Here is a 26,996-nt window from a genome sequence, read left to right on the forward strand (position 1 = left end):
GGAGAGGATGATATCTATCTTATTTATTATTAATCCTGAATAAATATAACTGGACGTACCCTACATCATGGAGAGAAATATGTATACCAATAGAAGGTATTTTATACTCGTTCTGCTTTTTATTGCATCGATGATAAATTATATCGATAGGGCGGCTTTATCTATTCTCGCCCCTTATATAACCGCCGATCTCAATGTCAATAAAGCTGAGCTGGGCCTTATTTTCAGTAGCTTTGCTATTGGTTATGCTGTTTTTTGTTTTATTGGCGGCTGGCTGGCTGATAAATATGGCCCACGGCGCATTTTTGCTGGAGCCATGGGGCTATGGTCGCTTTTTGCAGGCTTAACCTGCATGGCGTTCAATTTTGTTTCGCTGTTTGTCATCCGCGTGATATTTGGTGCCGCTGAAGGCCCGATGGGGTCAGTCACCAATAAAACGATTGTTAAATGGTTCCCTGCGAAGGAGCGCGCCCGCGCCGTGGGCGTCTCTTTTTCCGGCAACCCAATGGGTGGGGCAGTATCAGCGCCTATTGTTGCTGCCGCTGCGCTGGCATTTGGATGGCGGATGACCTTTATCGGCATGATGCTGATCGGTTTTGTCTGGGTGGTGATCTGGCTGGCTGCGACAAGAAACCGTACCGGCGATCAGAGCGATACGCAGCACCAGGCTTCCCCCGTTGATAGCGAAGAGAGCTGTCTGCCGGATGAAAAGCTCTCTTATTATCTGAAGCAGCCGATTATCCTCTTCACCGCGCTGGCCTTTTTCGCTTACAGCTACATACTCTTTTTCTTTATGACCTGGTTCCCCAGCTATCTGCTGGATGCGCGCGGGCTGAATATGCACGATATGAGTATCGCTAACGTCCTGCCGTGGTTGTTGGGGTTCGTCGGGCTGATCTCGGGTGGTTTTATCTCTGATTATATTTATAAAATCACCAATAATCTGCTGTTTTCCCGAAAGGTTATTATTGTCGTTGGGCTGATTATCGCTGCTGTCTGTATTACCGCGTCGGCGCTGGTGGCCAGCCTGTATAGCGCAATTGGTCTGATGTCCGTCGGTATGTTTGCCATGTATGTCACCACCTCCTGCTACTGGGCCATTGTGCAGGATACGGTAAAAGGCAACAACGTTGGTGCAGTCAGTGGATTTATCCATTTTCTGGCGAACCTGGCCGGGGTGTTTGCGCCTATGTTGACTGGTTTTATTGTCCAGGGCACCGGGCAATATTATTCGGCTTTCTATCTGGTTGGAGCGCTGGCCATTATTTCAGCCGTGCTGTTAATGTTTGGCGGTCGAAAGAAAGCGGCAATCTAAATAAAGACGTAGCAATCCGGTAGCCAAAGCTGCCGGATTGCTGCCGCCTAAACGGGGAATATTTCCTGTGCTTTCAGCCCCGTTTTCCTTCTCCGGTGTTGCTGTTTTTTGAGCGGAATCGCGTTAGCATGAAGTCAGACTCATTCCAACCGGGGATCCCATGGCTATCAAACTCATTGCAATCGATATGGACGGCACGCTGCTGCTGCCAGACCACACTATCTCTGCTGGCGTTAAAGACGCAATTGCCGCAGCCCGTGCGAAAGGCGTGAACGTGGTGCTGACCACCGGTCGTCCATACGCAGGTGTTCACAGCTACCTGAAAGAGCTGCACATGAATGAACCGGGTGATTACTGCATTACCTACAACGGCGCACTGGTCCAGAAAGCAGCCGATGGCAGCACGGTGGCGCAAACGGCGCTGAGTTATGACGATTACCGCTATCTGGAACAACTCTCCCGCGAGGTCGGCTCGCACTTCCACGCTCTCGACCGTAATACGCTCTACACCGCCAACCGCGACATCAGCTACTACACGGTTCATGAATCCTTCGTCGCCACCATTCCGCTGGTGTTCTGCGAAGCGGAGAAGATGGACCCCGCCACTCAGTTCCTGAAAGTGATGATGATTGATGAACCAGAGATCCTGGACAAAGCCATTGCCCGTATCCCGGCAGAGGTGAAAGAGAAGTACACCGTGCTGAAAAGTGCGCCGTACTTCCTCGAAATCCTCGATAAACGCGTCAATAAAGGCACTGGCGTGAAGTCGCTGGCCGACGCGCTGGGGATCAAGCCGGAAGAGATCATGACCCTGGGCGATCAGGAAAACGACATTGCGATGCTGGAATATGCCGGCTTAGGCGTGGCGATGGAAAACGCGATCCCGTCGGTGAAAGAGGTGGCTAACTTCGTCACCAAATCCAACCTCGAAGATGGCGTGGCTTACGCTATTGAGAAGTTTGTTCTGAATTAAGACCCGGCAAAACCCGCGCTCTCCTACATCCTGCTGGTGGGCGACGTGAAACGGGTAGGCTAATTCCCGGCAATGCTATACCCTGATGCGACATCCGCGCATCAGGGTATCCTCATGAAACAAATCACCTTCGCTCCCCGCAACCATCAGCTCACCAACACCCGCACCTGGACTGCAGACAGCCAGTGGCTGGTCTTTGACGTCCGCCCGTCCGGGGCATCGTTTACCGGCGACACCATTGAGCGGGTTAACGTCGAAACGGGTGAGGTAGAGGTGATTTATCGCGCCACAAACGGCGCGCATGTTGGGGTCGTGACCGTACATCCTGCGGAAGATAAGTACGTCTTTATCCACGGCCCAAACCATCCTGATGCCCACTGGCAGTACGACTTTCATCACCGTCAGGGGGTGATTGCTGCACAGGGGCAGATAAGCAATCTCGATGCAATGGATATCACCGCGCCCTTCACCCCCGGCGCGCTGCGCGGCGGCAGCCACGTGCACGTCTTCAGCCCGAACGGCCAGTTCGTCAGCTTTACCTATAACGACCATGTTCTGCATACGCTCGACCCGAAGCGCGATCTGCGCAACGTGGGCGTGGCCGCGCCCTATGGTCCGGTGACGCCTGCTGGCAACCATCCGCGTGAATATGGTGGAACGCACTGGAGCGTACTGGTCAGCCGTACGACCCCCACGCCGCAGCCGGGCAGCGATGAGATCAACCGCGCCTATGAAGAGGGCTGGGTCGGTAACGACAGGCTGGCCTTTATCGGCGATACCCTTTCCGCTCAGGGTGAAAAAGTGCCGGAACTGTTTATCGTGGATCTGCCGAAAGAGGAGCAGGGCTGGAAACAGGCCGGGGATTTACCGCTGCAGGGCACGGCGGAGTGCATGCCCGCCCCGCCAGCCGAGGTGGTGCAGCGCCGTTTAACCTTCACTCATAGCCACTCCTTCCCGGGCCTGGTGAACGTGCCGCGACACTGGGTGCGCAGCAACCCGCAGGCGACGCAAATCGCGTTCCTGATGCGTGATGATAAAGGTGTGGTGCAGCTGTGGCTCATCGCGCCGGAAGGGGGAGAGCCTCGTCAGCTCACCCATAATCAACGCGATATTCAGTCGGCGTTTAACTGGCATCCGGCAGGCCATTCGCTGGGGTTTGTGCTGGATAATCGCCTTGCCAGCTGTGATGCCGCCACGGGCGAAGTAACCTTTTTGACATCCGATCACGGCAACCCGCCGTCAGGTGATGCTGTGGTTTACTCGCCTGACGGGCATTATCTTGCCTGGATGGAAGAGATCGACGGCTTCCGTCAGCTCTGGGTGACAGAAACCGGGCGCTAATTAGCGAGAAGGCATCGCAGCGGGCGGGATGACGGCGTTGGTGGCCAGCGTCTTCTCCTCGCTTTGCTCCACGCGGGAGCGAACAGAACTGTCCTTACGAAAGAGATCCCACGGCAGCAGCAGGGTATCAACAACAGCAGTAAACGGCATATCCAGCACCACCAGGGATTTAGTCCCCCAGTTGGTGTCGTCATCCGCGATCATTTTCGCGCTGGCGCGCGTCCCGGGCCATGTCCCTTCTTTACCGCCGGTGTGAGACATCACGCTCGAACACCCGCAAAGCAAAACCACCGTGCTAAACATCGTCAGCTTTATCAGAACATTTTTCATTATCAGTCAGTCATCATCAATGGCCCAATACAGACCCGCAACCGGGTTTATAACGGGCCATGATCAAAATGAATAGTTGAAAAGTACCGCTCTGTGGTACCTATCGCATTTTAACCTTACGTGCTGTAGTCCCAGTCTATTCCAGTACCCGCAAAGTGCAAAAAATTCTCGCTACGTTGCTCTTGAAAAGGACGGAAGCAGACCCATTTTAAGAGTGTATCAATGAACAAACGTGCCTGAGGGGCGTTTGGGATACCCCAGCCTGTCCACGGTGGAAGGCGACAATTCTTGCTGATTTCAGGAGTTTTAACTGTATGCGTAACTTTGATCTTTCTCCGCTTTATCGTTCAGCCATTGGCTTCGATCGTCTGTTCAATCATTTAGAAAACAACCAAAGCCAGAGCAATGGCTACCCTCCATACAATGTTGAATTGGTTGACGAAAACCACTACCGCATCGCAATTGCTGTTGCCGGCTTTGCTGAAAGCGAACTGGAGATCACCGCGCAGGACAACCTGCTGGTGGTAAAAGGCGCTCATGCGGGCGAGCAGAAAGAACGTACCTACCTCTATCAGGGCATCGCAGAACGTAACTTTGAACGTAAGTTCCAGTTAGCTGAGAACATTCACGTTCACGGCGCGAACCTGGTAAACGGCCTGCTGTATATCGATCTGGAACGTGTGATCCCGGAAGCGAAAAAACCGCGCCGTATCGAAATTAATTAATTGTCCGGGTCGCATCTGCGGCCCATACCTGAATGCTTGCCGATATCGGGAGCATATGTGAATCCATCAGGATTTGCAGGAACAACTGCGCACAAAATTAAACTGTGCCGAACTCGCTTCTCAGAAGGAGATTTAGTATGCGTAACTACGATTTATCCCCCCTGCTGCGTCAGTGGATTGGTTTTGACAAACTGGCTAGCGCGCTGCAAAGCACCACCGAAAGCCAGACCTTCCCGCCGTATAACATTGAAAAGAGCGACGATAACCACTATCGCATTACGCTCGCGGTGGCAGGGTTCAGCCAGCAGAACCTTGATATCCAGCTGGAAGGCACGCGCCTGACGGTTAAAGGTACCCCGGAAAAACCGGAGACCGAAACCAAATGGCTGCATCAGGGGCTGGTCACTCAGCCGTTCAGCCTGAGCTTTACCCTCGCTGAACATATGGAAGTGACGGGCGCCACCTTTAACAACGGGCTGCTGCATATCGACATTACCCGCAACGTGCCGGAAGAAATTGCTCCGCAGCGGATCGCCATTAGCGAACGCCCGGCGTTGAACAGCTAATACCCGTGTATCGGGTGATGCGGCCTGATGTCCTCACCCCAACCCTTTCCCACAGGAGAGGGTAAAAACTCAAACGGTCACCTTCGGGTGGCCGTTTTGCTTTTAGCGCGGGCTTTTTGTGCGCCATCGCCCATACAACCCGCCTGCGCTCTGCGAAAATCCCTTCTGATAATAATGTTATTCACAGGGATGCCGTCATGAGTGATATAGCGTTAACGGTCAGTATTCTGGCATTGGTTGCGGTGGTCGGGTTGTGGATAGGCAATATCAAAATCCGCGGCGTCGGGTTCGGCATTGGCGGCGTGCTGTTTGGCGGAATTTTTGTCGGTCATTTTGCTGACCAGCTGGGCATCGTGCTCAGCGCGCAGATGTTGCATTTCATTCAGGAATTTGGCCTGATCCTCTTCGTTTACACCATCGGCATTCAGGTTGGGCCGGGGTTTTTCGCCTCGCTGCGTGTCTCGGGCCTGCGCCTCAACCTTTTTGCGATGGGGATTGTGGTGATGGGCGGGCTGGTGACCGCCTTGCTGCATAAACTCTTCGCCATCCCGCTGCCGGTGGTGCTGGGGATTTTCTCCGGTGCGGTCACCAACACCCCCGCGCTGGGAGCCGGGCAGCAAATCCTGCGTGATCTGGGTATCGAGCCAGGCATCGTGGATCATATGGGCATGAGCTACGCCATGGCTTATCCGTTCGGCATCTGCGGCATTCTGCTCACCATGTGGCTGATGCGTGTTTTGTTTCACATTAACGTAGAGCAAGAAGCTAAGCAGCATGAATCCACCCTTACTCAGGGTCAGGCGCTGATAAAAACCATCAACATCCGCGTCGATAATCCCAATCTCAACAACCTGGCGATCCAGGATGTGCCGATCCTTAATAGCGCCAACATTATTTGTTCCCGCCTGAAGCGCGAGCAGACCCTGATGGTGCCTTTGCCCGGCACCCTGATCCAGACCGGCGATCTGCTGCACCTCGTCGGTCAACCGGTCGATCTGCACAACGCCCAACTGGTGATCGGCCAGGAGGTCGATACCTCGCTCTCGACGCGCGGCACCGACATGCGCGTCGAACGGGTAGTCGTGACTAATGAGCAGGTATTGGGCAAAAAAATCCGCGATTTGCAGGCAAAAGAGCGTTATGACGTCGTGATTTCGCGCCTGAACCGCGCCGGGGTTGAGCTGGTGGCCAGCCCGGACGCCAGCCTGCAGTTTGGTGACATCCTCAACCTTGTCGGGCGTCCGGCCTCCATTGATGCCGTTGCCAATATGGTAGGCAACGCGCAGCAAAAACTGCAGCAAGTGCAGATGCTGCCGGTCTTTATCGGCATCGGTCTGGGTGTCCTGCTCGGCTCCATTCCGCTGTACGTGCCGGGGTTCCCGGTGGCGCTCAAGCTGGGGCTGGCAGGCGGGCCGCTGATTATGGCGCTGATCCTCGGGCGCATCGGCTGCGTGGGCAAGCTCTACTGGTTTATGCCCCCGAGCGCCAACCTCGCCCTGCGCGAGCTGGGGATTGTTCTGTTCCTGGCGGTGGTGGGGCTAAAGTCGGGTGGGGAGTTCATCGAGACCCTGGCCCGCGGCGATGGCATCAGCTGGATTGGCTATGGCATCCTCATTACTGCCATCCCGCTGATCACCATGGGCATTCTGGCGCGGCTGCTGGCGAAGATGAACTATTTAACCCTGTGCGGCATGCTGGCCGGTTCGATGACCGATCCGCCGGCACTGGCCTTTGCCAACAACCTGCACGCCACCAGCGGTGCGGCGGCGCTCTCCTACGCCACGGTCTATCCGCTGGTGATGTTTATGCGCATTATCACACCGCAGCTGCTGGCAGTGCTGTTCTGGGGGATGGGTTAAGGCGAGAAATACTGCCCTGGATACGTTAACATTGCCGCAGTTTTGTACAACGGGCAGTCAGACAGGAGTGGTCATGAAAATTTCCCGCCTCGGCGAAGCGCCGGATTATCGCTTCTCGCTGGCAAACGAGCGTACCTTTCTGGCGTGGATCCGCACCGCGCTCGGTTTTCTGGCGGCGGGTGTCGGCCTTGACCAGTTGGCCCCCGACTTTGCCACGCCGGTGATCCGCCAGCTGCTGGCGCTGCTGCTGTGCCTCTTTTCCGGGGGGCTGGCGATCTACGGTTACCTGCGCTGGCTGCGTAATGAAAAAGCCATGCGCCTGAAAGACGATCTGCCCTACACCCATAGCCTGCTGGTTATCAGCCTGATCCTGTTGTTCGTCGCGGTAATTGTGATGGGGCTGGTGCTGTATGGCGGATAGCCGTAAGGCGCGTCGGGTGGCCGATCCGGGGTTGCAGCCGGAGCGCACCTCGCTGGCCTGGCTGCGCACGCTGTTTGGCTACGGCGCGTTGATGGTGCTGGCGGTCAGGCACAACTGGCAACAGGCTGGCCCGCTGTTCTGGGTGGCGCTGGGCGTGCTGGCACTGGTAGCGCTGATCCTCTGGCATTACACCCGCAACCGCGCGCGGATGGACGTTTCGCTGTACGACTTTTCAGCATCCCGACCTGTATGTATTAAATTTTTGATCTCCCTCGCAGTGTTATCCCTCGCATTATTGTTTGCTGCTAGTCATGTTCACCATCTCATTATTTTTATCAGGGATTTTGCATGACAGGATGTCAGGCCAAAGTGCTCGTAACGCTCATCAACCGCCAGAACTGTTGCCAGCCGGAGCGGTTGTACCGCGATCTGCGCAGCCAAGGTTCGCGGTATCTACAGTTTATTCCCTTGCAGGCATGCGATAACCCGGCGTCCATCACCGACCAGCAGTGGGCCGCGTTCCTGACGGCGGTGTTTGATGTCTGGGTACGGGAAGATATCGGTCGTATCTCTGTACAACTCTTTGACTCGGCGCTGGAGATCTGGCGCGGCAATCCACCGCCGATCTGCGCTTTCCCCCTTCCCGACGAATGCCAGGCGTGCCCGGTTCGTTATCTGTGCAACAGTGACACCCCGCAGCCGTGGGTTGAGGGCAAAAACGCCCTCTGCGCAGGGTATCAGGCGTTCTTCCGCCACTCCGCCCCGCACATGCGGGTGATGCGCGATTTAATGCGTTATCGCCGTTCACCTGTCGAGCTGATGGCTCTGATGCGCCAGAGCCAACGGGTGAATTAACGTCCTTTCGCCAGGTACTTCGCCATTTCCTCTTCCGGCACCATGCCGCCGCCGGTTGCCCACACCAGGTGGGTGGCGTTATTCAGCGGATAGTGGCCGGAAGCGGCGATGCGTACCGGCCCGGCCATGCCCGCCAGCGCGGATGGCTCAAGACGAATATTTTCTTCCTGCGCCAGCCAGCCCAGCATGTCGTACATGCTCTGATCGGAGAGGGTATAGAACCCGTCGAGCAGACGCTCCATGGCACGGCCAACAAAGCCGGAGGCGCGACCCACCGCCAGGCCATCCGCCGCGGTAAGGTTATCGATCCCCAGATCCTGTACCGCAATCTCATCGTGCAGACCGGTATATACCCCCAGCAACATGCACGGGGAGTGGGTCGGTTCGGCAAAGAAGCAGTGTACGTGGTCGCCAAAGGCCAGCTTCAGCCCAAACGCCACCCCGCCAGGGCCACCGCCCACGCCGCACGGCAGATAGACAAAGAGCGGGTGATCCGCATCCACCACACGACCCTGTTCGGCAAACTGCGTCTTCAGGCGCTCGCCTGCCACGGCATAACCTAAAAACAGGGTGCGGGAGTTTTCATCGTCAATAAAGAAGCAGTTCGGATCGTTTTCCGCCGCTTTGCGCCCTTGCTCCACCGCCACGCCGTAATCCTGTTCATACTCCACTACCGTCACGCCGTGGCTGCGCAGTCTGGATTTTTTCCACTCGCGGGCGTCGGCAGACATGTGCACCGTCACCTTAAAGCCGATGCGGGCGCTCATAATGCCGATAGACATCCCGAGGTTGCCGGTAGACCCCACGGCGATGCTGTACTGGCTGAAGAACGCTTTGAAGCGCGGCTCAAGCAGGATGCTGTAATCGTCGTTGAAGTTGAGCAGTCCGGCGTCCAGGGCCAGTTTTTCGGCGTGGGTCAGCACTTCATAGATCCCACCGCGGGCTTTAATCGAGCCGGAGATCGGCAGATGGCTGTCTTTTTTCAGCAGCAGGGTGCCGGGAAGGGGTGCGCCAGATTCCTTCTCCAGCCGTCGGTGCATCGCCGGAATGGCAACCAGCTCAGATTCGATAATACCGTTGGTGGCTGCCGTCTCCGGGAAGGCTTTCGCGAGATAGGGCGCAAAGCGGTTCAGGCGCGCCCGGGCATCCTCCACATCGGCTTCGGTCAGCCCGACATGGGGAAGCCCTGCGGCCAGAGTGGTGGCTTTTGGGTTAAGCCAGGTGGTCTCTTGCAGGGCGATCAGCGCATTGAGCAGAGGGTATTGTCCGATTAACTTCAGGGTTTGTGGCGTCATAGGATCCTCACAGGCGTATTCCCTTAAGAAAACAGGAAACTGGCCTGGGGGCAAGATCCGCTTACACCGCCTGCTCGTGATGTGACGCGCGGGAGGCCAGCGGCAGCCAGCAGAGCAAAATCAGCAGACCCATTAGCGTCATCAGCAGCCCGAGGCTCGCCTGTCCGTTTTGCGGCAGCATTGCCGAAAGCCAGGCCAGCGCGCCGGAACCGATATTTTGCAGCCCCCCCACCAGTGCCCCGGCGGTGCCTGCGAGGAACGGGAACGGCTCCATCGCACCGCTGGTTGCCAGCGGGAACAGCATCCCCGCGCCAAAGAAGAACAGTGCGGCCGGGACGAGCAGGGTCCAGACGTTCATCACCCCGAACAAGCCCGGGATCCACATCATCAGCCCCGCCAGCAGGCAGCTCACCACCGACTGCCACATCAGGGTGGTGAAGCGTTTATTGGCGCGCCCGGCGAACCAGGCGCCGAAAAACGCCGCCGGGATCGGCAGAATAAACAGAATACTCACCACCATACTGCTGAGGCCCAGCCCGGCGCCCAACAGTACGCCCGAACTGGCTTCGAATACCGCGATCCCCGCCAGGCCACCCACCAGCATCAGCACGTAGCAGTTAAAGGCTCCGTTGCCGAAGAGGATTTTGTAGCTGGTGAGCAGTTTGGTGCGCGGCGCTTCCGCGGGCCGGGTTTCCGGCATCCAGCGCGCCATGCTGAAGGTGACGATAACGCACAGCACCAGCAGAAAGCCGTAGCAGGCGCGCCAGGACCACATGGTATCCAGCAGGCCGCCAATCAGCGGGGCCAGCAGCGGGCTGACCAGAATGCCCATATTGAGCAGGCTGTTGGCATGGCGCAGCTGGCTGCCTTCATACAGATCGCGCGGCAACGTACGCGCCATCACTCCGCCGACCCCTGTGCCGACGCCCTGTAATGCGCTGGCGGCAATCAGCACGCTCAGGCTGTGGGTGGTCATCGCGATCACCGTGGCGATCATAAAAATCGTCATCCCGGCCAAAATTACCGGACGGCGACCAATGCGATCCGAGAGCGGGCCGTAGAATAATTGCGACACACCATAGGTCAGCAGGTAGGCTGCCATTACGCTCTGGACGGCACCCTCACGCACCTGGAGTGCGTTTGCCATGTCGGCAATGGCCGGAATATAGATGGTTTGCGCCATCTGACCGACGGCGACCAGCAATACCAACATCAAGAGTAAATTAACGTTCCGTTGTCTTTTCATGTTGCTGAATACTTCTGCCAAAGTGATAAATAAAGAATAAGTGACTACGCATTCCCATAAATGCGCGTGGAATCTACCACAGTGAGATGACAAGTTAAGTATTGCGGTGATGAATGAATCGCGGCAGAAAGGCAGGATTAATAAACAACAACGGCAACTAAAGTTGCCACGGGATCGGGCCTGGCGCAGCCGCGATCCGTCGTGCCGCAAACCGATATGGCCCGCCCGTTACACTGCGCAGAATAACCGGTGCGTGACGCGCGGTTCATCCACAACCAGCGTGAAGCCAGCACGCTGGTAGAAGGGCCAGGCAGCCTCAGGCGCGTGGGTATTGAGAAAATCAAACCAGACGCTGGCATCGGCCATCACGACGGCGAGCAGTTGCTTGCCGATACCCAGCCCACGACAGCTTTCGCTGATATAGAGATGGCGGATGCGACCGGCCCGCGGCTGCTGGCTGAACGGATCGCGGTTTAACCCGCAAATCCCTACCAGTTTGCCGTTCAGAAACGCACCCAACAGTTTTTCACCGGGAGCGTTAAAGCGATTTTCACCCCGTTCCCAGCTCTCTTCCAGCCTGCGCAACATATTGAAATTGAGCGCGGTGCTCTCGGTTTTAAGCGCGATATACCCCGGTTCGTCCGGCGTGACAGGCTCAATTAACAAACGCAACATAGCATTCCCTCGTTATTAAAGAGGGGCGGTTTCCCGCCCCTCTTTGGTGCGGCTTGAACCTGAGTTACTTAACGTATTTCAGGACAGCATCAAGCAGTTGCAGTGCTGCAACAATGAGTTTGAGGATAAGTACAACCATATCCACTACGCTCATACGCGTCTCCTCTGGTTAAGGAGCACGATGCTGGCGTACCTTTCCGCCGCCTGTGACCAGCACCTTTGTTGACGTAACACAGTGTGCTCAGGTGGGGAGTGGAGGCGCTGACGGCACCACCCGTTTCAGCCAGGACTTCGTTGCGCCGGTGTACTACGAGCGGCTCCCCTCACACCCTGTGAACACACCCAGTATAGATAAATACTGTATATATGAACAGTAATTTATGGACAAAACGTGAAGCGGGAGCCATACTCAAATGCGTCAAAATCCGTGCCGTAAATTGCGCGTTCCTGTGCGATCGCGTATACTTCGTGCGTTGACGTAACACAGTGTGCTCTGCGGTCACCAGCCGCAAACACTGAAAAAAAACCTCGCTCCGGCGGGGTTTTTTGTTTTGTGGTCTCAAAAACATCTGTCTACTTATTAGCCACGCACACGGCTGGTATGCAGCATGTTTAAACCATCCATTTGATAATTGTTATATATAAATTTGATATAATTATAATATTCAACCAACCGCTGGAAAGTAGTGGTTCCGCTGTTTAGCCCCGCTGCTGATTGGTTAGGATCGCTTAAGGAACACTATTTTTATGAAGAGGTAGGTGTCTAATTTTTCATGCCAACGCCACTAAGTTCGTAAATTAATATAAGTCATCCATACCCCATGAAAAATTAAAAGTGCATCACGTATTATCATAATAAATAGTAATGAACCAAATTATGTTTTATGTGAATATCTATGTGAATCAATCTCACTAATTTGAATTGCTCGGCTTTTCAATGTATACCTATATAATCGCAGTAATCGTATGGATACATTATGCAAGCATCTGATTATTTAAAGATGAAGTTCCAGAGCGACAGGCAGTTGGCTATTTATGGACAGCAAGGCGTTGCAGGGACATGGCAAGTATTAAAGGGGATCGGCTCTGATATTTACTCAGGAATGGAGCGTGTAAGTTGGTACTCATCATGCTTAATTCCCATCTATCATGATGCATGTGATGAGCTTCTCTCAGAAGAAAAGAGGATGTATCTCTCTATTATGTCTATTTATCGTTATCGCGATGTAATAGCCTATATGCTCTATCTTTATTTCGAAAGTGTTATAGCTGATTCTGAAAATGGAAATGAACAAAATCGTGTTCGTAAGATGGATTCAAAAGTAACCGGCCTTGTTAAAAATATACCTACAAGTAAGGCTGCACGTTTAACAATAGCTTGGGGACTGGCAAAATCCCTTTCCGAATCTGGCTTACTCTCAGAAATCGTCATCGAACGGCTTGCACGTCGCGTACCTAACGTCGTCATGGCACTGCAATTGATTGGCACAGAACAGAAGTGCGCTCTTGCTGCCCGTCGCCTGAAAACTCTGGATCCTGAGTATTACGCGACTCTCTATGCCGCACAATTAGAAATGCTTTACTACTTTTTTGAGCCTTTTCTGTCTGAACTTATTAAGAAGGTGCGAATGGGATTCTACAAAGATTTCGAGTCAATTTCTAATGACTTAAAGGACAAGGGGTATGTTTAAGAGTCTGCTATCAATTTTATTTTCGGATGTTTTATTCCCTATTTATATTTTTGCGTGCGCCTCTTTGTTACTGTGGTTGGTGCCCGACTACTGGGTATTACTAACATTTATTGCTATCGTGATATTTATTATCGTTCATCCGATCATTTTCGGTCGCTTTGATAAGTACGATTGAATTTTATAAAAAGGAGTTTTTATGTCAAACCCGGCTTATTTATTTCTAACTGATGAAAATGGTTCTCCCATGGTTGGCCCTTGCCTTGTGTCAGGGCGTGAAGGTGCAATTGAACTTAAATCTTTCACGCATAATGTAAACATCCCCGTCGACGGGAACACCGGGAAATTGACGGGTACGCGCATACACATGCCCGTCATGTTTCAGAAGGAATTTGATCGCGTAACTCCGCTTTTATTTCGGACGTTGAGTATGGGGAAAACACTCCAGTCTGCCACCATTAAGATGTATCAGATTAATCAGGCTGGTTTAGAACAGGAGTATTTTAATATCCTCTTGGAGAATGTAAAAATAACCTCAATCACACCAGATCTGTATCCAGGTGCAAACACCGGAACACACCTTGAAACGGTTCTCATACGTTATGAGAAAATTACCTGGAAGCATTGCGAGGGCAATATTATTTATAGTGACTCCTGGAATGAGCGAGCAACATACTGAAACGGGATTTACAACAAAGCTATCTGGCAAATTTTAAAGTTCCACCTGATAGGTTTATGTCATACACATGCAGTAAGTCTTTGGAATGCATATAAAACCACCAAAATAAGCGGTGGTTTTTGCTTTTGTTAACATTGCGAAGTAGTCAGATGTCGCTTATCAGAGTAATAAAACGCGACTAATTTCTAAGAAAGCTGGTTTATATGCGGTACCCAACCTTCCGCAGCACACGCAAGAACGCCATTTTTAGGCGAACCATAGCAAAAGGTCATTTTCCGTACCCTGCAGCATTGAAAATTTTTTCCGACGCTGGATACCTTACGTGCAAGAATTAGTCGCTATGAAGCATATAGCCCCGACATGGTTGCGTTACGCCTGTAAATGGAATCCGTTCTTGTAAGTATTGCGGCTGTAAAACCTTGATGGATTCTCAACCATATCAAAACATTGGTGACCAGATTCGGTGTAACACCTGCACTGTTGATTGGGTGAGTTACATTCCCCTTTTGAGCGTCATCACTCGACAAGCGAAACGTGATCTTTGACGCATTTTCGGCCAGATGAAAATAATTCCGTTGTCACGCCTCAAAACCTGTGCTTGTATAAATCCACTTAATGATTCCAGAAACAGGTTCCTAATGAACGCTTCCATGCTGACCTCGACCCTACTAAAAACTGCGCACCCAGCCGCAGTGGTCGTCGTGCGTGTGGTGGTGGTCGTCGGCAATGCGCCGTAGGGACTGAATCAACACACGATTCCAAACCCCGCCGGCGCAAACCGGCGGGGTTTTTGTTTAAAGGCCCCCCGGAAACCTGGCTCAGAATAAAAGGACTGGAGCATGGCAAGTTCGGGCACAACATCACACAAGACGCGTTTTACTGGCGCGCAGTTAATCGTTCATTTGCTGGAACGTCAGGGCATTACCACAGTAGCGGGTATTCCCGGCGGGACGGTACTTCCGCTGTATGACGCTTTAAGCCAAAGCACGCAGATCCGCCACGTGCTGGCGCGTCACGAGCAGGGCGCAGGCTTTATCGCTCAGGGCATGGCGCGTACCCAGGGCAAACCGGCGGTCTGTATGGCCTGTAGCGGGCCGGGGGCCACCAACCTGGTGACCGCCATCGCCGATGCCCGTCTCGACTCTATCCCGTTGGTCTGCATTACCGGCCAGGTGCCTGCCTCGATGATCGGCACCGATGCGTTTCAGGAAGTGGACACCTACGGCATCTCTATCCCCATCACCAAGCACAACTATTTAGTGCGCGATATCAGCGAATTACCGCAGGTTATCAGCGATGCGTTCCGTATCGCCCAGTCCGGCCGCCCTGGCCCGGTGTGGATAGACATTCCTAAGGATGTGCAGACCGCTGAAATTGAGATCGACGTGCTGCCAGAACCCGGCACGCGTGCACCATCGCCTGAATTCAGCGTTGAGAGCGTGCGCGAGGCGGCGGCGATGATAAACGCTGCACAACGTCCGGTGCTCTATCTGGGCGGTGGAGTCATCGATGCGCCTGATGCGGTGCGCGCCCTGGCCGAAAAAGCCAGCCTGCCGACCACCATGACCCTGATGGCACTGGGCATGCTGCCAAAAGCGCACCCCCTGTCGCTGGGAATGCTCGGCATGCACGGCGCGCGCAGCACCAACTTTATTCTGCAGGAAGCGGATCTGCTGATTGTTCTTGGGGCGCGTTTTGATGACCGGGCGATTGGCAAAACCGAGCAATTCTGCCCGAACGCCAAAATTATCCATGTGGATATTGACCGCGCAGAGCTGGGCAAAATCAAACAGCCGCACGTAGCGATCCAGGGAGATGTTAACGAGGTGCTGGCGCAGCTGCTGCCGCACATTGATGCTACCCCGCGCACCGCGTGGCATCAGCAGGTGACCGGCCTGCAACAGGAGTTCCCGGGGGCTATTCCGACCGGGGGCGATCCGCTCAGCCATTACGGGCTGATTAACGCCGTGGCCGCCTGCGTGGACGACAGCGCCATCATCACCACCGACGTGGGCCAGCATCAGATGTGGACCGCCCAGGCCTATCCGTTGAACCGTCCACGTCAGTGGCTGACCTCCGGCGGATTGGGAACGATGGGCTTTGGTCTGCCTGCGGCAGTGGGCGCGGCGCTGGCAAACCCGGACCGGAAAGTGATCTGCTTCTCCGGCGACGGCAGCCTGATGATGAATATTCAGGAGATGGCCACCGCGGCGGAAAACCAGCTGGATGTGAAAATTATCCTTATGAACAACGAAGCGCTGGGGCTGGTGCATCAGCAGCAGAGCCTGTTCTACAAGCAGGGCGTCTTTGCTGCCACCTATCCGGGGATGATTAACTTTATGCAGATTGCCGCCGGTTTTGGCCTGCACACCTGCGATCTGAATGCCGAGGAAGACGCGCACGCGGCGCTGCAGGCGGCGATCTCACGCCCTGGCCCGGCGCTGATCCACGTGCGTATCGATCCACAACAAAAAGTCTATCCGATGGTCCCACCCGGTGCGGCCAATACTGAAATGGTGGGGGAATAAGCCATGCAAAAACAAAACGATAACGTCATTCTGGAGCTTACTGTCCGCAACCACCCCGGCGTCATGACCCACGTCTGCGGGCTGTTTGCCCGCCGCGCTTTTAACGTGGAGGGCATCCTCTGTCTGCCGATTCAGGGAAGCGAACACAGCCGCATCTGGCTGCTGGTGAATGACGATCAGCGACTGGAGCAGATGATGGCCCAGATCGACAAGCTGGAAGATGTGGTGAAAGTGGTGCGTAACCAGTCCGATCCGACCATGTTTAACAAAATTACGGTGTTCTTCGAGTAAATCAGTCCCCGGCAGCGTCCGGGGTTATGATCTTCACAAAGCCGTTCCGGCAGTGGGCCGGATAGTCTGCCGGAAGCGGGCGGTCGCTGATCAGCACATCAAAGGCCGACAGCGGCCCGATGCTGGCGGGGGCCACTTCATCAAACAGGGCGTAGCGGGCCAGCAGGATTTTGCGGATGCCGTGCTGCATGGCTTTGCGCTTGGTGGCCAGGTCGTCCAGGTTAAACCAGGTCACGCCGTAGTGCTCATGCACGCCGCTGGCGGATATAAACACCTTACGCGGGTTCAGGGAGTCCAGCACCGAGGGATTGCTGGTGTCATAAAACGCATCGCTTTTTGCCCGATAGGTGCCGCCACACAGAATGGCGGTGGCGTTGGGCTTTTCATTGAGCGCCATAAATACGCGATGTGAATAACAGATACCGGTAAAGGTGATGTCGTCGGGGATCATGCTAATCACCAGCGGCATTTCCGGGCCGTTATCGAAAAAGACCAGATCGTTTTCTGCCACCATGCCAGCCGCCAGAATGGCGATGGGCAAGTCGTCAGGATGGTGTGTCTGGCTGCGAACGACGGGGGTCGCAGGCGCGGAGGCCGGTTTGTTGACCATCACGATATAGCCGCCCAGCAGGGTCAGGGGGAGCACGGTTTCATGGTTATCCGGGCTGAGATCGCGACGGATGGTCATGACGGAGACTTCAAGCATCCTGGCGGCATCTTTCAGGTGAATGCGGTCGGTTTTCTTTAATAGCTCCACCAGACGCCGGATTCGTTCTTTTTGCTTCGTCTCCATTCACCCTCTCCGCACTTTATGATGTTCCGATAAACACATTTATGATGCGTCAGGAACATTCTTGTTGCGCCATACTATACTGCCGCCCGGCAGGAAAGAAAAGTCACTTCTCAAACTGTTTACCCATCTCAACTCATTGTAATAAATGATTTAATTAACAAGCATCAATCCTGGATCACATTTCTATCGCCGCATAACGCTTAAACAATAAACAGCGGGAGGGATCCTGTAATCGCGATCACAGTCACAAATGATACGAAAATAACATGATAATGTTACGATAATATCATTGTTGTGTGATTGTTTCAGAGAGGTAGTAAAGATGGATATCGCGGTTATCGGCTCCAACATGGTGGATCTCATCACCTACATTAATCAGATGCCGAAGGAGGGCGAAACCCTCGAAGCCCCGGCATTTAAAATTGGCTGTGGCGGCAAAGGCGCGAATCAGGCGGTGGCGGCGGCCAAGCTCAATTCGAAGGTGATGATGCTGACCAAGGTCGGTGACGATATTTTTGCTGATAACACCATCCGCAATCTGGAGTCCTGGGGTATCAATACCACCTATGTGGAAAAAGTGCCCTGTACCAGCAGCGGCGTGGCACCGATCTTTGTTAACGCCAACTCCAGCAACAGTATTCTGATTGTGAAGGGCGCCAATAAATTCCTCTCACCAGAAGATATCGACCGCGCGGCAGACGATCTGAAAAAGTGCCAGTTAATTGTTCTGCAACTTGAAGTGCAGCTGGAGACGGTTTATCACGCCATCGAGTTTGGTAAAAAGCACGGTATTCAGGTGCTATTAAATCCAGCCCCTGCATTACGTGAATTAGATATGTCCTATGCCTGTAAATGTGATTTCTTTGTGCCGAACGAAACCGAGCTGGAAATTCTGACCGGCATGCCGGTGAATACCTACGAAAATATCTGTCTCGCGGCGCGATCGCTGGTAGAGAAAGGGCTGAATAATATTATCGTCACCATGGGTGAAAAAGGCGCGCTCTGGATGACGCGCGACCGGGAAGTCAAGGTTCCGGCATGTAAAGTCAATGCAGTAGATACCAGCGGGGCCGGTGATGCCTTTATCGGCTGCTTCGCCCATTACTACGTCCAGAGCGGCGACGTTGAAGCCGCGATGAAAAAAGCCTCCCTCTTTGCCGCCTTCAGCGTCACCGGGAAAGGCACCCAGTCGTCTTACCCCAGCATTGAACAATTCAATGAGTATCTGGCATTGAACGAATAATAAAACCCTGCGAAATAAAAGGTAGCACTATGAACGATAAAAACATCATTCAGATGCCTGACGGCTATCTGAATAAAACCCCTCTGTTCCAGTTTATTTTGTTATCCTGCTTATTCCCGTTATGGGGATGCGCTGCTGCTTTAAATGATATTTTAATTACGCAGTTTAAAAGCGTCTTTGCACTCAGTAATTTTGCCTCAGCACTGGTGCAAAGCGCGTTTTATGGCGGCTATTTCCTTATTGCTATTCCGGCCTCGCTGGTCATTAAAAATACCAGCTATAAAGTGGCGATCTTAATCGGATTAACGCTCTATATCGTGGGCTGTACGCTCTTTTTCCCCGCTTCGCATATGGCAACCTACACCATGTTCCTGGCGGCAATTTTTGCCATTGCCATTGGTTTGAGCTTCCTTGAAACGGCGGCCAACACCTACAGCTCAATGATTGGCCCCAAAGCCTATGCCACGCTGCGCCTCAACGTCAGCCAGACCTTCTATCCGATAGGTGCGGCGGCGGGCATCCTGCTGGGTAAATATCTGGTCTTCTCCGAAGGCGACAGCCTGGAAAAACAGATGGCGGGCATGAACGCTGAGCAGATCCATAACTTCAAGATCCTGATGCTGGAAAACACGCTTGAGCCATATAAGTACATGATTATGGTGCTGGTTGTGGTGATGGTTCTGTTCCTGTTGACCCGCTTCCCAACCTGCAAAGTGGCGCAAACCGCAGAACGTAAGCGCCCGTCGGCAATGGATACGCTGCGTTACCTCTCTACCAATGCCCGCTTCCGTCGCGGTATCGTGGCGCAGTTCCTCTATGTGGGCATGCAGGTCGCGGTGTGGTCGTTCACCATCCGTCTGGCGCTGGAGTTAGGGGACATCAACGAACGCGACGCCTCTAACTTTATGGTGTACAGCTTTGCCTGCTTCTTCATCGGCAAGTTTGTCGCCAACATTCTGATGACCCGCTTCAACCCGGCGAAGGTGCTTATTCTGTACTCGGTTATCGGTGCGCTGTTCCTGGCGTACGTGGCACTGGCTCCGAGCTTTAGCGCGGTCTACGTGGCGGTGCTGGTGAGCATTCTGTTCGGGCCGTGCTGGGCGACCATCTATGCAGGCACGCTGGATACCGTGGACAACGAGCATACCGAAATGGCAGGCGCGGTCATTGTGATGGCGATTGTCGGTGCGGCGGTCGTCCCTGCGGTGCAGGGCTATGTCGCGGACCTGTTCCATTCGTTACAAGCCTCGTTCCTGGTCTCCATGCTGTGCTTTGTCTACGTCGGGGTTTACTTCTGGCGTGAGAGCAAAGTGCGCCGTGAATTGACCGAAGCCACCGCTTCCTGAGGAGAATCATGATGACGCAACTTCCCCTGTGGCGCGCGCTCTTTACTGAACAGCCGCGCACTCTGCTGCAAAATGATGACTTCACGGTGACGGCGTTTCGCTACGCCAGCGGCGTGGAAGGGCTGCGGGTGCAAAACAGCCGCGGCCACCTGGTGATCCTGCCCTGGCTGGGGCAGATGATCTGGGATGCGGAGTTCGATGGCCGCGACCTGACGATGCGCAATATGTTCAGCCAGCCAAAAGCGGCAAAAGAGGTTATCGAAACCTATGGCTGCTTCGCCTTTCACTCTGGCCTGCTGGCAAACGGCTGTCCGTCGCCGGAGGACGCCCATCCTCTGCACGGCGAAATGCCCTGCGCGCCAATGGATGACGCCTGGCTGGAGCTGGACGGCGATAGCCTGACGGTGACCGGTCGCTATGAGTATGTGATGGGTTTCGGTCATCATTATCAGGCGCAGCCAGCGGTGACGTTACGTAAAGAGAGCGCCCTGTTTGATATCGCCATGTCGGTGACCAATCTGGCGACGGTTCCCATGCCGCTGCAGTACATGTGCCATATGAACTATGCGTATGTTGAAGGGGCGACATTCAGCCAGAACGTTCCGGATGAGGCTATTCAGCTGCGCGAGTCGATTCCGGCGCACGTGAAGCCGACCGAACAGTGGCTGGCGTTTAACCAACGGCTCCAGCAGGGCGAAGCCACCCTGAAGACGCTCTCTGAGCCGCACTTTTACGATCCCGAGATTGTCTTTTTCGCCGACCGGCTCGATCGCTACACGGATAGCCCGGAATTCCGCATGATCGCACCCGATGGCACCACCTTTGTTACGCGCTTTAGCAGTGCTGAGCTGAACTACGCCACCCGCTGGATCCTCTATAACGGCGATCAGCAGGTTGCGGCCTTCGTGCTTCCGGCCACCTGCCGCCCGGAAGGATTCCTGGCGGCGCAAAGCAGTGGCAGCCTGATCCAGCTTGCGTCCCGGGAAACCCGCCATTTCCGGGTGACGACCGGTATTTTGTAAGAGTCGAACCCCGCCCGGCCTCGCGCCGGGTTTTTCACCAGGGAAAACCCGCAAACCTTTACCCCGCTTTACACCCTCTATCTGCCCCATGCTCTACAGTTTTTTTGCTGCCGCCTTTCGTGCAGCCTTAGCCCCTTTTGCTAATGGAGAGCTTGCATGTTGACCCGACGATTGTCCTGCCTTGCGCTGCTGGTGGCGCTGGCCTCACCCGCCATGGCTGCCGATACCCCCACCTATGGCGAAAAGCTGGAAGGTTTTGACTACGCCTGGCCGGTGAAACATTTCACCTTTACCTCGCAAAACCAGTCGCTTGATATGGCCTATCTGGATGTTAAGCCGGAAAAAGCCAACGGCCGTACCGTGGTGCTGATGCACGGTAAAAACTTCTGCGCCGGAACCTGGGAAGATACCATCCGCGCGCTCACCGCCAGCGGCTATCGCGTGGTGGCCCCCGATCAGATCGGTTTTTGCAAATCCACTAAGCCGGAACGCTATCAGTACACCTTCCAGCAGCTGGCAGACAATACCCATGCGTTGCTGAAAGCGCTGGGCATCGATCGCGTCACCGTTATTGGGCACTCCACCGGCGGCATGCTGGCAACCCGCTATGCGCTGATGTGGCCGCAGCAGGTAGAACAGCTGGTGATGGTGAATCCGATTGGCCTGGAAGACTGGAAAGCACGCGGCGTGCCGCATATCACCGTGGATAAGTGGTATCAGCGGGAGCTGAAAACCAGCGCCGACGGCATTCGCGAGTACGAGAAAAACACCTACTATGCCGGGGAGTGGAAGCCGGAATACGAGCGCTGGGTCACCATGCTCGCCGGGCTGAATAACGGGCCGGGCAAAGAGCGTGTCGCCTGGAACTCGGCGCTACTCTACGACATGATTTATACCCAGCCGGTGATCTATGAATTCAGCGAGCTGAAGATGCCGGTATTATTGATGATCGGCACGAAGGACAACACCGCCATCGGCAAAGATCTCGCCCCGCCGGAGGTGCGCAAGACGCTGGGCAACTACGCGGTGCTGGGCAAAGAGACAGCAAAACGCATTCCCCAGGCGACGCTGGTTGAGTTTAACGACATGGGCCACGCCCCGCAGATGCAGGATCCGCAGCGTTTCCACGAGGCGCTGCTGAAGGGGTTGCAGACACGCTGATCTGACTTTCATTGCACGCTGATATTCGCCTGGATGCTTTGCCGGGCGGATATCTGTTTTCATGGCCCCGATCCACTGTTTCTCCGTTTATTAATCCGATGTTGTCTGCTGTCGATACACCGCATTTCCCGATATCATGCACGGCTAACCGTAAGGAGAGTTCATGGTCTGGATAATGCTGGCTACGCTTGCCGTGGTGTTTGTGGTGGGCTTTCGCGTCATGACGTCGGGTCCCCGACGCGCCATTCGTCGTCTCAGCGAACGTCTGGGGATCACCCCTGTGCCGCTGGAGTCGATGATCGATCAGTTTGGCAAAACCACCGGCAATGAGTTTATCCGCTACCTGGAGCGCCCGGACGAGGCGCACCTGCAAAATGCCGCTCAGGTGCTGCTGATCTGGCAGGTGTGCATTGTCGACAGCAGTGAAAACAACCTGCTGAGCTGGTATCGCCTGCTGCGCAAAGCGCGTCTCGCTGCGCCGATCACTGATGCCCAGATTCGCCTGGCGCTCGGCTTTATGCGCGATATGGAACCCGATCCGTACGAGCTTAACGCCTTCCAGCAGCGCTATAACCAACTCTTCCTGCCGGAAGAGGGGGTCTTCTTTCTGCATTGATTCCACATCGCCCGGTGGCGCGACGCTTACCGGGCCTGCCTGACCTGTAGCCCGGTGCATGCGCCGCCCGGCAAAAAATGCCAAAAGTGGTCTAAACGTTAAATAGATCACACTTTAGCTGTTAAACTGCACGGCTTTCTCGCTCGTTTTCTCCTCAGGTGATGCCATGACAGAACAGATCCAATCCGCCCCTTCGCCCCATGTTGAAGCGGTCTCCCGCCCGAACTGGTCGGCGGTTTTTTCCGTGGCGTTTTGCGTCGCCTGCCTGATTACCGTGGAGTTTTTGCCGGTCAGCCTGCTGACGCCGATGGCGCAGGATCTGGGCATTTCTGAAGGGCTGGCGGGTCAGTCGGTCACCGTCACCGCCTTTGTTGCCATGTTTGCCAGCCTGTTTATTACCCAGGCGATTGGCACCACCGATCGCCGCAAGGTGGTGATCCTCTTTTCTGTCCTGCTGACGCTCTCGTGCCTGCTGGTCTCCTTTGCCGATAACTTTATGTTGCTGCTGCTGGGGCGCGCCTGCCTTGGGCTGGGGCTGGGCGGATTCTGGGCGATGTCGGCCTCGCTCACCATGCGGCTGGTACCGGCGCGTACCGTGCCAAAAGCGCTCTCGGTTATCTTTGGTGCGGTCTCCATTGCGCTGGTGATCGCCGCGCCGCTGGGCAGCTTCCTCGGCGGGATCATCGGCTGGCGCAACGTCTTTAACGGTGCCGCGGTGATGGGGTTGCTGTGCATTCTGTGGGTGTGGAAAGCGCTGCCATCGCTGCCGGGCGAAGCCGCACACCATAAGCAGAACATGTTCAGCCTGCTGAAGCGCCCCGGCGTGTTGGCGGGGATGACGGCCATCTTTATGTCCTTCGCCGGGCAGTTTGCGTTCTTTACCTACATCCGCCCGGTATTTATGACCATGGCCGGGTTTGACGTTGACGGCCTGACGCTGGTGCTGCTGAGCTTTGGTATCGCCAGTTTTGTCGGCACCTCGCTGTCGGCGCAGTTCCTGAAACGCTCGCTAAAATTTGCGCTCGCAGGTGCGCCGCTGGTGCTGGCAATCAGCGCTGCCGTGCTTATTCTGTGGGGCAGCGATAAGTGGGTGGCTTCGGCGATTGCGATTATCTGGGGCTTTGCCTTTGCGCTGGTACCGGTGGGCTGGTCGACGTGGATCACCCGCTCGCTGGCCGATCAGGCCGAAAAAGCCGGGTCGATTCAGGTAGCGGTGATCCAGCTGGCAAACACCTGCGGTGCAGCGGTGGGCGGCGTGGCGCTCGACCATTTGGGCCTGACGTCACCGCTGGTGATTTCCGGCACGCTGATGCTGCTGACGGCGCTGCTGGTGGCAGCCAAGGTGAGGGCGAAGTCGTAAATTCGCCCCTCTCCCCGGCCCTCTCCCCAAAGGGGCGAGGGTGAAAAGCCTGCACCGGGCAATTCCCTGCCCCCCTGGGGAGAGGGTGAAAAGACCGCCCCGGACAATCCCCTTGCCCCCTTGGTGAGAGAGCGAAAAGACCGCACCAGACAGTCCCCTCGCCCCTTTGGGGAGAGGGTTAGGGTGAGGGGAAATCAGGCTGATGTCTGAACCCGTCTTCTCGAATCCATCGAAATCAACACCACCGACGAGACAATCAATAGCGTGCCCAGCCAGTCAGGCAGGGTAAACGCCACGCCCAGTAAAATAACCGACAGCAGGGCGCTGCTCAGTGGCTCGGCGCAGCTCAGAATGCTCGCCTTCGGCCCGCCAATCATCTGCGCGCCTTTCAGATACAGGCTGAAGGTCACCGCCGTGCCAATCACCACCAGGTAGAAGAATGCCAGCAGCAGGCTACCGTCGATCACAAAGGTGGTCCCGCGCCCGGCATAGAACGGCGTTAACATCAGTCCGGCCAGCAGCATACTCCAGCCGACGATCGGCAGGGTGCCGTAGCGGGCAATCAGCGTGGAAGGGTAGGTGGTATAAAACGCCGCGGCGAAGGCGGAGGCGATGCCCCAGCAGAGCGCTGCCGGAGAGATGGTCAGCGAGGTGGGATCGCCGTGCGTGACCAGTAAAAAGGTGCCGATCAGCGACGTCATGATTGCCGCCAGCACAAAAATGCCCGGGCGCTTTTTGCGCGCCAGCGCGAACCACGCCACGATAATGGTCGGCGACAGGAACTGCAGCACGGTGGCGGTGGCGGCGTTGGATTTCTCAATGGTGACCAGGAAAGTAAGCTGGACGATCAGCGCCCCGAACAGGGAGAAAATCAGCAGGCTGATGGCGTCCTTACGATTTTTGATGACCGAGAAAATCTTGTCGCCGTGGACGAATGAGAGCGTCAGCAGGATCACGCCGGTAAACAGCAGGCGGATCATGGTGAGATAAGGTGAAGAGATCTGACTTTTCTCCATGATGTACTGCGCGCAAACGCCTGAGCTGCCCCATAAAATGGCGGCGATCAGGACGTTCAGCATTCCTTTACGTGTGGAACCCATGTTCTCCCCTGCGATGTTGGTTTTTATTCGGCCAACAGCATAGCATGGTTGTGTACAGCCTGATGCCCTCACCCTGACCCTCTCCCACGGGGAGAGGGGGCAAAAACGAAAAACGGCAACAGACGTTGCCGTTTTGTTTTTGTCTTACCTAGAACCAGGCTTCCCACATCGCGCCAACGTTGAAGTCGTCCAGTGTCTCATCCCGGGTGTTGTTCACGCGGGCGGTGCGCTCGTTATCCACCTTGCCGCCGGTGACGTAGAAGCGCAGCATCGGACGGAACTCCGGCCCCATGGCAATGGACATGTTCTGCGACAGGGTCAGCTTCCAGCCCTTGTTATCCCCGCCGTTGTCGTAATCCACATGCTGCCAGCCCGCCTCCAGCCAGGTGGAGTGAACGTCGTTCCACCAGTGCATCGGACGCACGATGGCGTTGTAGTTTTTACGGTTGTCGGTATTGTCCCGGCTGTTGTCATAGTCGTGGAAGGCCAGCAGGTACTCCACCTGGGTCGCCTGGGTGAACTTGTACAGCCCTTCGAAGCTGGCGTAGACCGTGGTCAGATCCTCGGTTTTGTTGTACACGCTGTTATCTGAGTTATCAGAGTAACGGGCGATGACCTTGTTCACGCCGCTGTCATTAGTGTGGCTCAGGACCACGCCACCCTGCCAGGCGTTGGTCCGCTCTTCGGTATCGATGGCTTTCGAGTCAAAGCCGTAGTTGGCGTACAGCTCCAGGTCGATCGGGCCGAGCTTCATGCCGTGAATTTTGGAGGTGGCCGCGTAGTTGCCTTTGTCCCCGGTGCCGGAGCCGCCGGTACAGGTGATGCGCGACGGGTTAGCTTCGTCGTCCATCACTTCCGGGCTGCAGGATTCGACTGCCGCCACGGTGGCCACGTCAAACTGCACCCCGCCGATGTCGAAGTTCTTCACCCCGGCACCCTGGCCGTCGTGGTTCATCCAGAAGTAGTCGTTGATGCCCTGCTGCGGACGCTGGTGGAAGTCACGCCCGGCCCAGATATAGGCGTTCGGGTTGGATGCCAGAATGTTGGTCACCCCGGCGTAGGCTTTTTTCAGGTTCACCTCGTCGCCCCAGTGGTCGATCATCACGTTGACGTCCCAGATGGCACCGTTTTCGCCCTTAAAGGCTTTCGAAAGCTGGAACTCGCCGCCGTTGCCTTCGTTCCCCAGACGGCCAATGGCCGAGGCGCCGTTGTAGGAGCCGTCCACCGCAACGTATTTCTGGTCGGCAGCCTGGAAGTGCGCGCCGTAGCGGGCATAGCCGGTAAATTTAATGCCGAACGGGATGGCCATATCCGGGGACTGGGCGGCGCTCTGCGGCTCGGTCACCACGTCGGCCTTTTTCGCCACCGCAGCATCCATTTTTGCCTGGCGCTCGGCCAGGGCTTTGTCCACCGCTTTGGCCACAATGGCGTCGATTTGCTCCTGCGTGAATTCCTGGGCGAGGACAGAAACCGGGCAAAGCGCGGCGATAACCGCCATTGTTAATGGAAGTTTTTTAATCATATTCATGGTTATCTCAATATAGTTAAATTTTATTCAGACAATAACC

The 26,996-nt window shown here is 55.2% G+C and carries 28 protein-coding genes; 20 read left to right on the plus strand and 8 right to left on the minus strand.

The window, feature by feature from the left end; translation table 11 throughout:
• Positions 1-79: 79 nt before the first annotated feature.
• From ACF8PE_RS09185 to ACF8PE_RS09195, 3 genes are all read left to right on the plus strand, one after another.
• Positions 80-1,315 carry an MFS transporter gene (locus ACF8PE_RS09185; RefSeq protein WP_150869980.1) on the plus strand — a complete coding sequence of 412 codons (1,236 nt, stop codon included), beginning with the start codon at positions 80-82 and terminating at the stop codon, positions 1,313-1,315.
• Between the two features lie 160 nt (positions 1,316-1,475).
• Complete coding sequence (yidA, locus tag ACF8PE_RS09190; RefSeq protein WP_032615557.1) at positions 1,476-2,288, plus strand: sugar-phosphatase; 813 nt, start codon at positions 1,476-1,478, stop codon at positions 2,286-2,288.
• A 114-nt stretch (positions 2,289-2,402) separates the two neighbouring features.
• Entirely contained in the window at positions 2,403-3,629 is a 1,227-nt protein-coding gene (locus ACF8PE_RS09195) for a DUF3748 domain-containing protein (RefSeq protein WP_392494786.1), read from the plus strand.
• Here the strand turns inward: ACF8PE_RS09195 and ACF8PE_RS09200 are convergent, their stop codons facing one another.
• A complete protein-coding gene (locus ACF8PE_RS09200) occupies positions 3,630-3,962 on the minus strand; it encodes a YceK/YidQ family lipoprotein (RefSeq protein ID WP_032615561.1) in 333 nt (110 codons plus the stop codon).
• A 311-nt stretch (positions 3,963-4,273) separates the two neighbouring features.
• Here ACF8PE_RS09200 and ibpA point away from each other — a divergent pair, with 311 nt between their 5' ends.
• The 6 genes from ibpA to ACF8PE_RS09230 all read left to right on the plus strand — a co-directional run bounded on the left by ibpA (position 4,274) and on the right by ACF8PE_RS09230 (position 8,385).
• Positions 4,274-4,684, plus strand: a complete 411-nt coding sequence (gene ibpA / locus ACF8PE_RS09205) for a small heat shock chaperone IbpA (protein ID WP_032615564.1) — start codon at positions 4,274-4,276, stop codon at positions 4,682-4,684.
• A 137-nt stretch (positions 4,685-4,821) separates the two neighbouring features.
• Entirely contained in the window at positions 4,822-5,250 is a 429-nt protein-coding gene (ibpB, locus tag ACF8PE_RS09210) for a small heat shock chaperone IbpB (RefSeq protein WP_059309044.1), read from the plus strand.
• A gap of 197 nt (positions 5,251-5,447) precedes the next feature.
• Positions 5,448-7,109 carry a putative transporter gene (locus ACF8PE_RS09215; protein WP_144883718.1) on the plus strand — a complete coding sequence of 554 codons (1,662 nt, stop codon included), beginning with the start codon at positions 5,448-5,450 and terminating at the stop codon, positions 7,107-7,109.
• 73 nt (positions 7,110-7,182) lie between these two features.
• Positions 7,183-7,530 (plus strand): YidH family protein, encoded by a 348-nt coding sequence (locus ACF8PE_RS09220; protein WP_032615571.1) that lies wholly within the window; start codon positions 7,183-7,185, stop codon positions 7,528-7,530.
• Positions 7,520-7,882, plus strand: coding sequence for a DUF202 domain-containing protein (locus tag ACF8PE_RS09225; RefSeq protein WP_165718497.1), 363 nt, complete (start codon positions 7,520-7,522; stop codon positions 7,880-7,882). Before ACF8PE_RS09220 ends, ACF8PE_RS09225 begins: the two co-directional genes overlap by 11 nt.
• Positions 7,879-8,385 carry a radical SAM protein gene (locus ACF8PE_RS09230; protein WP_165718498.1) on the plus strand — a complete coding sequence of 169 codons (507 nt, stop codon included), beginning with the start codon at positions 7,879-7,881 and terminating at the stop codon, positions 8,383-8,385. The genes ACF8PE_RS09225 and ACF8PE_RS09230 overlap by 4 nt, the downstream gene beginning before the upstream one ends.
• Here the strand turns inward: ACF8PE_RS09230 and dsdA are convergent.
• The 4 genes from dsdA to tisB form a co-directional block, all read right to left on the minus strand.
• Entirely contained in the window at positions 8,382-9,680 is a 1,299-nt protein-coding gene (dsdA, locus tag ACF8PE_RS09235; protein WP_392494787.1) for a D-serine ammonia-lyase, read from the minus strand. The genes ACF8PE_RS09230 and dsdA overlap by 4 nt on opposite strands.
• Positions 9,681-9,741: 61 nt before the next feature.
• Positions 9,742-10,926, minus strand: a complete 1,185-nt coding sequence (emrD, locus tag ACF8PE_RS09240) for a multidrug efflux MFS transporter EmrD (RefSeq protein WP_059309041.1) — start codon at positions 10,924-10,926, stop codon at positions 9,742-9,744.
• 228 nt (positions 10,927-11,154) lie between these two features.
• Positions 11,155-11,601, minus strand: a complete 447-nt coding sequence (locus ACF8PE_RS09245; protein ID WP_059309040.1) for a GNAT family N-acetyltransferase — start codon at positions 11,599-11,601, stop codon at positions 11,155-11,157.
• A 64-nt stretch (positions 11,602-11,665) separates the two neighbouring features.
• A complete protein-coding gene (tisB, locus tag ACF8PE_RS09250; protein WP_039032257.1) occupies positions 11,666-11,755 on the minus strand; it encodes a type I toxin-antitoxin system toxin TisB in 90 nt (29 codons plus the stop codon).
• 823 nt (positions 11,756-12,578) lie between these two features.
• Here tisB and ACF8PE_RS09255 point away from each other — a divergent pair.
• The 5 genes from ACF8PE_RS09255 (at position 12,579) to ilvN (ending at position 16,787) form a co-directional block, all read left to right on the plus strand.
• A complete protein-coding gene (locus tag ACF8PE_RS09255; RefSeq protein WP_155166160.1) occupies positions 12,579-13,292 on the plus strand; it encodes a hypothetical protein in 714 nt (237 codons plus the stop codon).
• Between the two features lie 196 nt (positions 13,293-13,488).
• Positions 13,489-13,968 carry a type VI secretion system tube protein TssD gene (locus ACF8PE_RS09260; RefSeq protein ID WP_262658536.1) on the plus strand — a complete coding sequence of 160 codons (480 nt, stop codon included), beginning with the start codon at positions 13,489-13,491 and terminating at the stop codon, positions 13,966-13,968.
• Positions 13,969-14,606: 638 nt separating this feature from the next.
• Entirely contained in the window at positions 14,607-14,705 is a 99-nt protein-coding gene (gene ivbL, locus ACF8PE_RS09265; protein ID WP_071886509.1) for an ilvB operon leader peptide IvbL, read from the plus strand.
• A 102-nt stretch (positions 14,706-14,807) separates the two neighbouring features.
• A complete protein-coding gene (ilvB, locus tag ACF8PE_RS09270; RefSeq protein WP_032615595.1) occupies positions 14,808-16,496 on the plus strand; it encodes an acetolactate synthase large subunit in 1,689 nt (562 codons plus the stop codon).
• 3 nt (positions 16,497-16,499) lie between these two features.
• Entirely contained in the window at positions 16,500-16,787 is a 288-nt protein-coding gene (ilvN, locus tag ACF8PE_RS09275) for an acetolactate synthase small subunit (RefSeq protein WP_032615597.1), read from the plus strand.
• 1 nt (position 16,788) lies between these two features.
• On the opposite strand, the gene ACF8PE_RS09280 is transcribed toward ilvN, so the two are convergent.
• Positions 16,789-17,580 (minus strand): DeoR family transcriptional regulator, encoded by a 792-nt coding sequence (locus ACF8PE_RS09280; RefSeq protein ID WP_077226447.1) that lies wholly within the window; start codon positions 17,578-17,580, stop codon positions 16,789-16,791.
• Positions 17,581-17,902: 322 nt separating this feature from the next.
• Here ACF8PE_RS09280 and rbsK point away from each other — a divergent pair, with 322 nt between their 5' ends.
• The 6 genes from rbsK to nepI all read left to right on the plus strand — a co-directional run bounded on the left by rbsK (position 17,903) and on the right by nepI (position 24,328).
• Positions 17,903-18,823 carry a ribokinase gene (gene rbsK / locus ACF8PE_RS09285; protein WP_059309036.1) on the plus strand — a complete coding sequence of 307 codons (921 nt, stop codon included), beginning with the start codon at positions 17,903-17,905 and terminating at the stop codon, positions 18,821-18,823.
• A gap of 29 nt (positions 18,824-18,852) precedes the next feature.
• Complete coding sequence (fucP, locus tag ACF8PE_RS09290) at positions 18,853-20,169, plus strand: L-fucose:H+ symporter permease (protein ID WP_392494788.1); 1,317 nt, start codon at positions 18,853-18,855, stop codon at positions 20,167-20,169.
• 8 nt (positions 20,170-20,177) lie between these two features.
• Positions 20,178-21,191: an aldose 1-epimerase family protein gene (locus tag ACF8PE_RS09295; RefSeq protein ID WP_144839818.1), complete on the plus strand. Its 1,014-nt coding sequence runs from the start codon at positions 20,178-20,180 to the stop codon at positions 21,189-21,191.
• 156 nt (positions 21,192-21,347) lie between these two features.
• Complete coding sequence (locus tag ACF8PE_RS09300) at positions 21,348-22,352, plus strand: alpha/beta fold hydrolase (protein ID WP_077226449.1); 1,005 nt, start codon at positions 21,348-21,350, stop codon at positions 22,350-22,352.
• Positions 22,353-22,515: 163 nt separating this feature from the next.
• Positions 22,516-22,968 carry a DUF1198 domain-containing protein gene (locus ACF8PE_RS09305; RefSeq protein WP_392494789.1) on the plus strand — a complete coding sequence of 151 codons (453 nt, stop codon included), beginning with the start codon at positions 22,516-22,518 and terminating at the stop codon, positions 22,966-22,968.
• A gap of 166 nt (positions 22,969-23,134) precedes the next feature.
• On the plus strand, positions 23,135-24,328 hold the full coding sequence (gene nepI, locus ACF8PE_RS09310) for a purine ribonucleoside efflux pump NepI (RefSeq protein WP_032615611.1): 1,194 nt from the start codon (positions 23,135-23,137) through the stop codon (positions 24,326-24,328).
• Positions 24,329-24,522: 194 nt separating this feature from the next.
• Here nepI and ACF8PE_RS09315 read toward each other — a convergent pair whose 3' ends face one another.
• A complete protein-coding gene (locus ACF8PE_RS09315) occupies positions 24,523-25,428 on the minus strand; it encodes a DMT family transporter (protein WP_032615626.1) in 906 nt (301 codons plus the stop codon).
• Between the two features lie 148 nt (positions 25,429-25,576).
• Positions 25,577-26,956: a carbohydrate porin gene (locus tag ACF8PE_RS09320; RefSeq protein WP_130588032.1), complete on the minus strand. Its 1,380-nt coding sequence runs from the start codon at positions 26,954-26,956 to the stop codon at positions 25,577-25,579.
• Positions 26,957-26,996: the final 40 nt, after the last annotated feature.

Source organism: Leclercia sp. GLN_9 (genome assembly GCF_043105735.1).
Taxonomy (GTDB): domain Bacteria; phylum Pseudomonadota; class Gammaproteobacteria; order Enterobacterales; family Enterobacteriaceae; genus Enterobacter; species Enterobacter adecarboxylatus.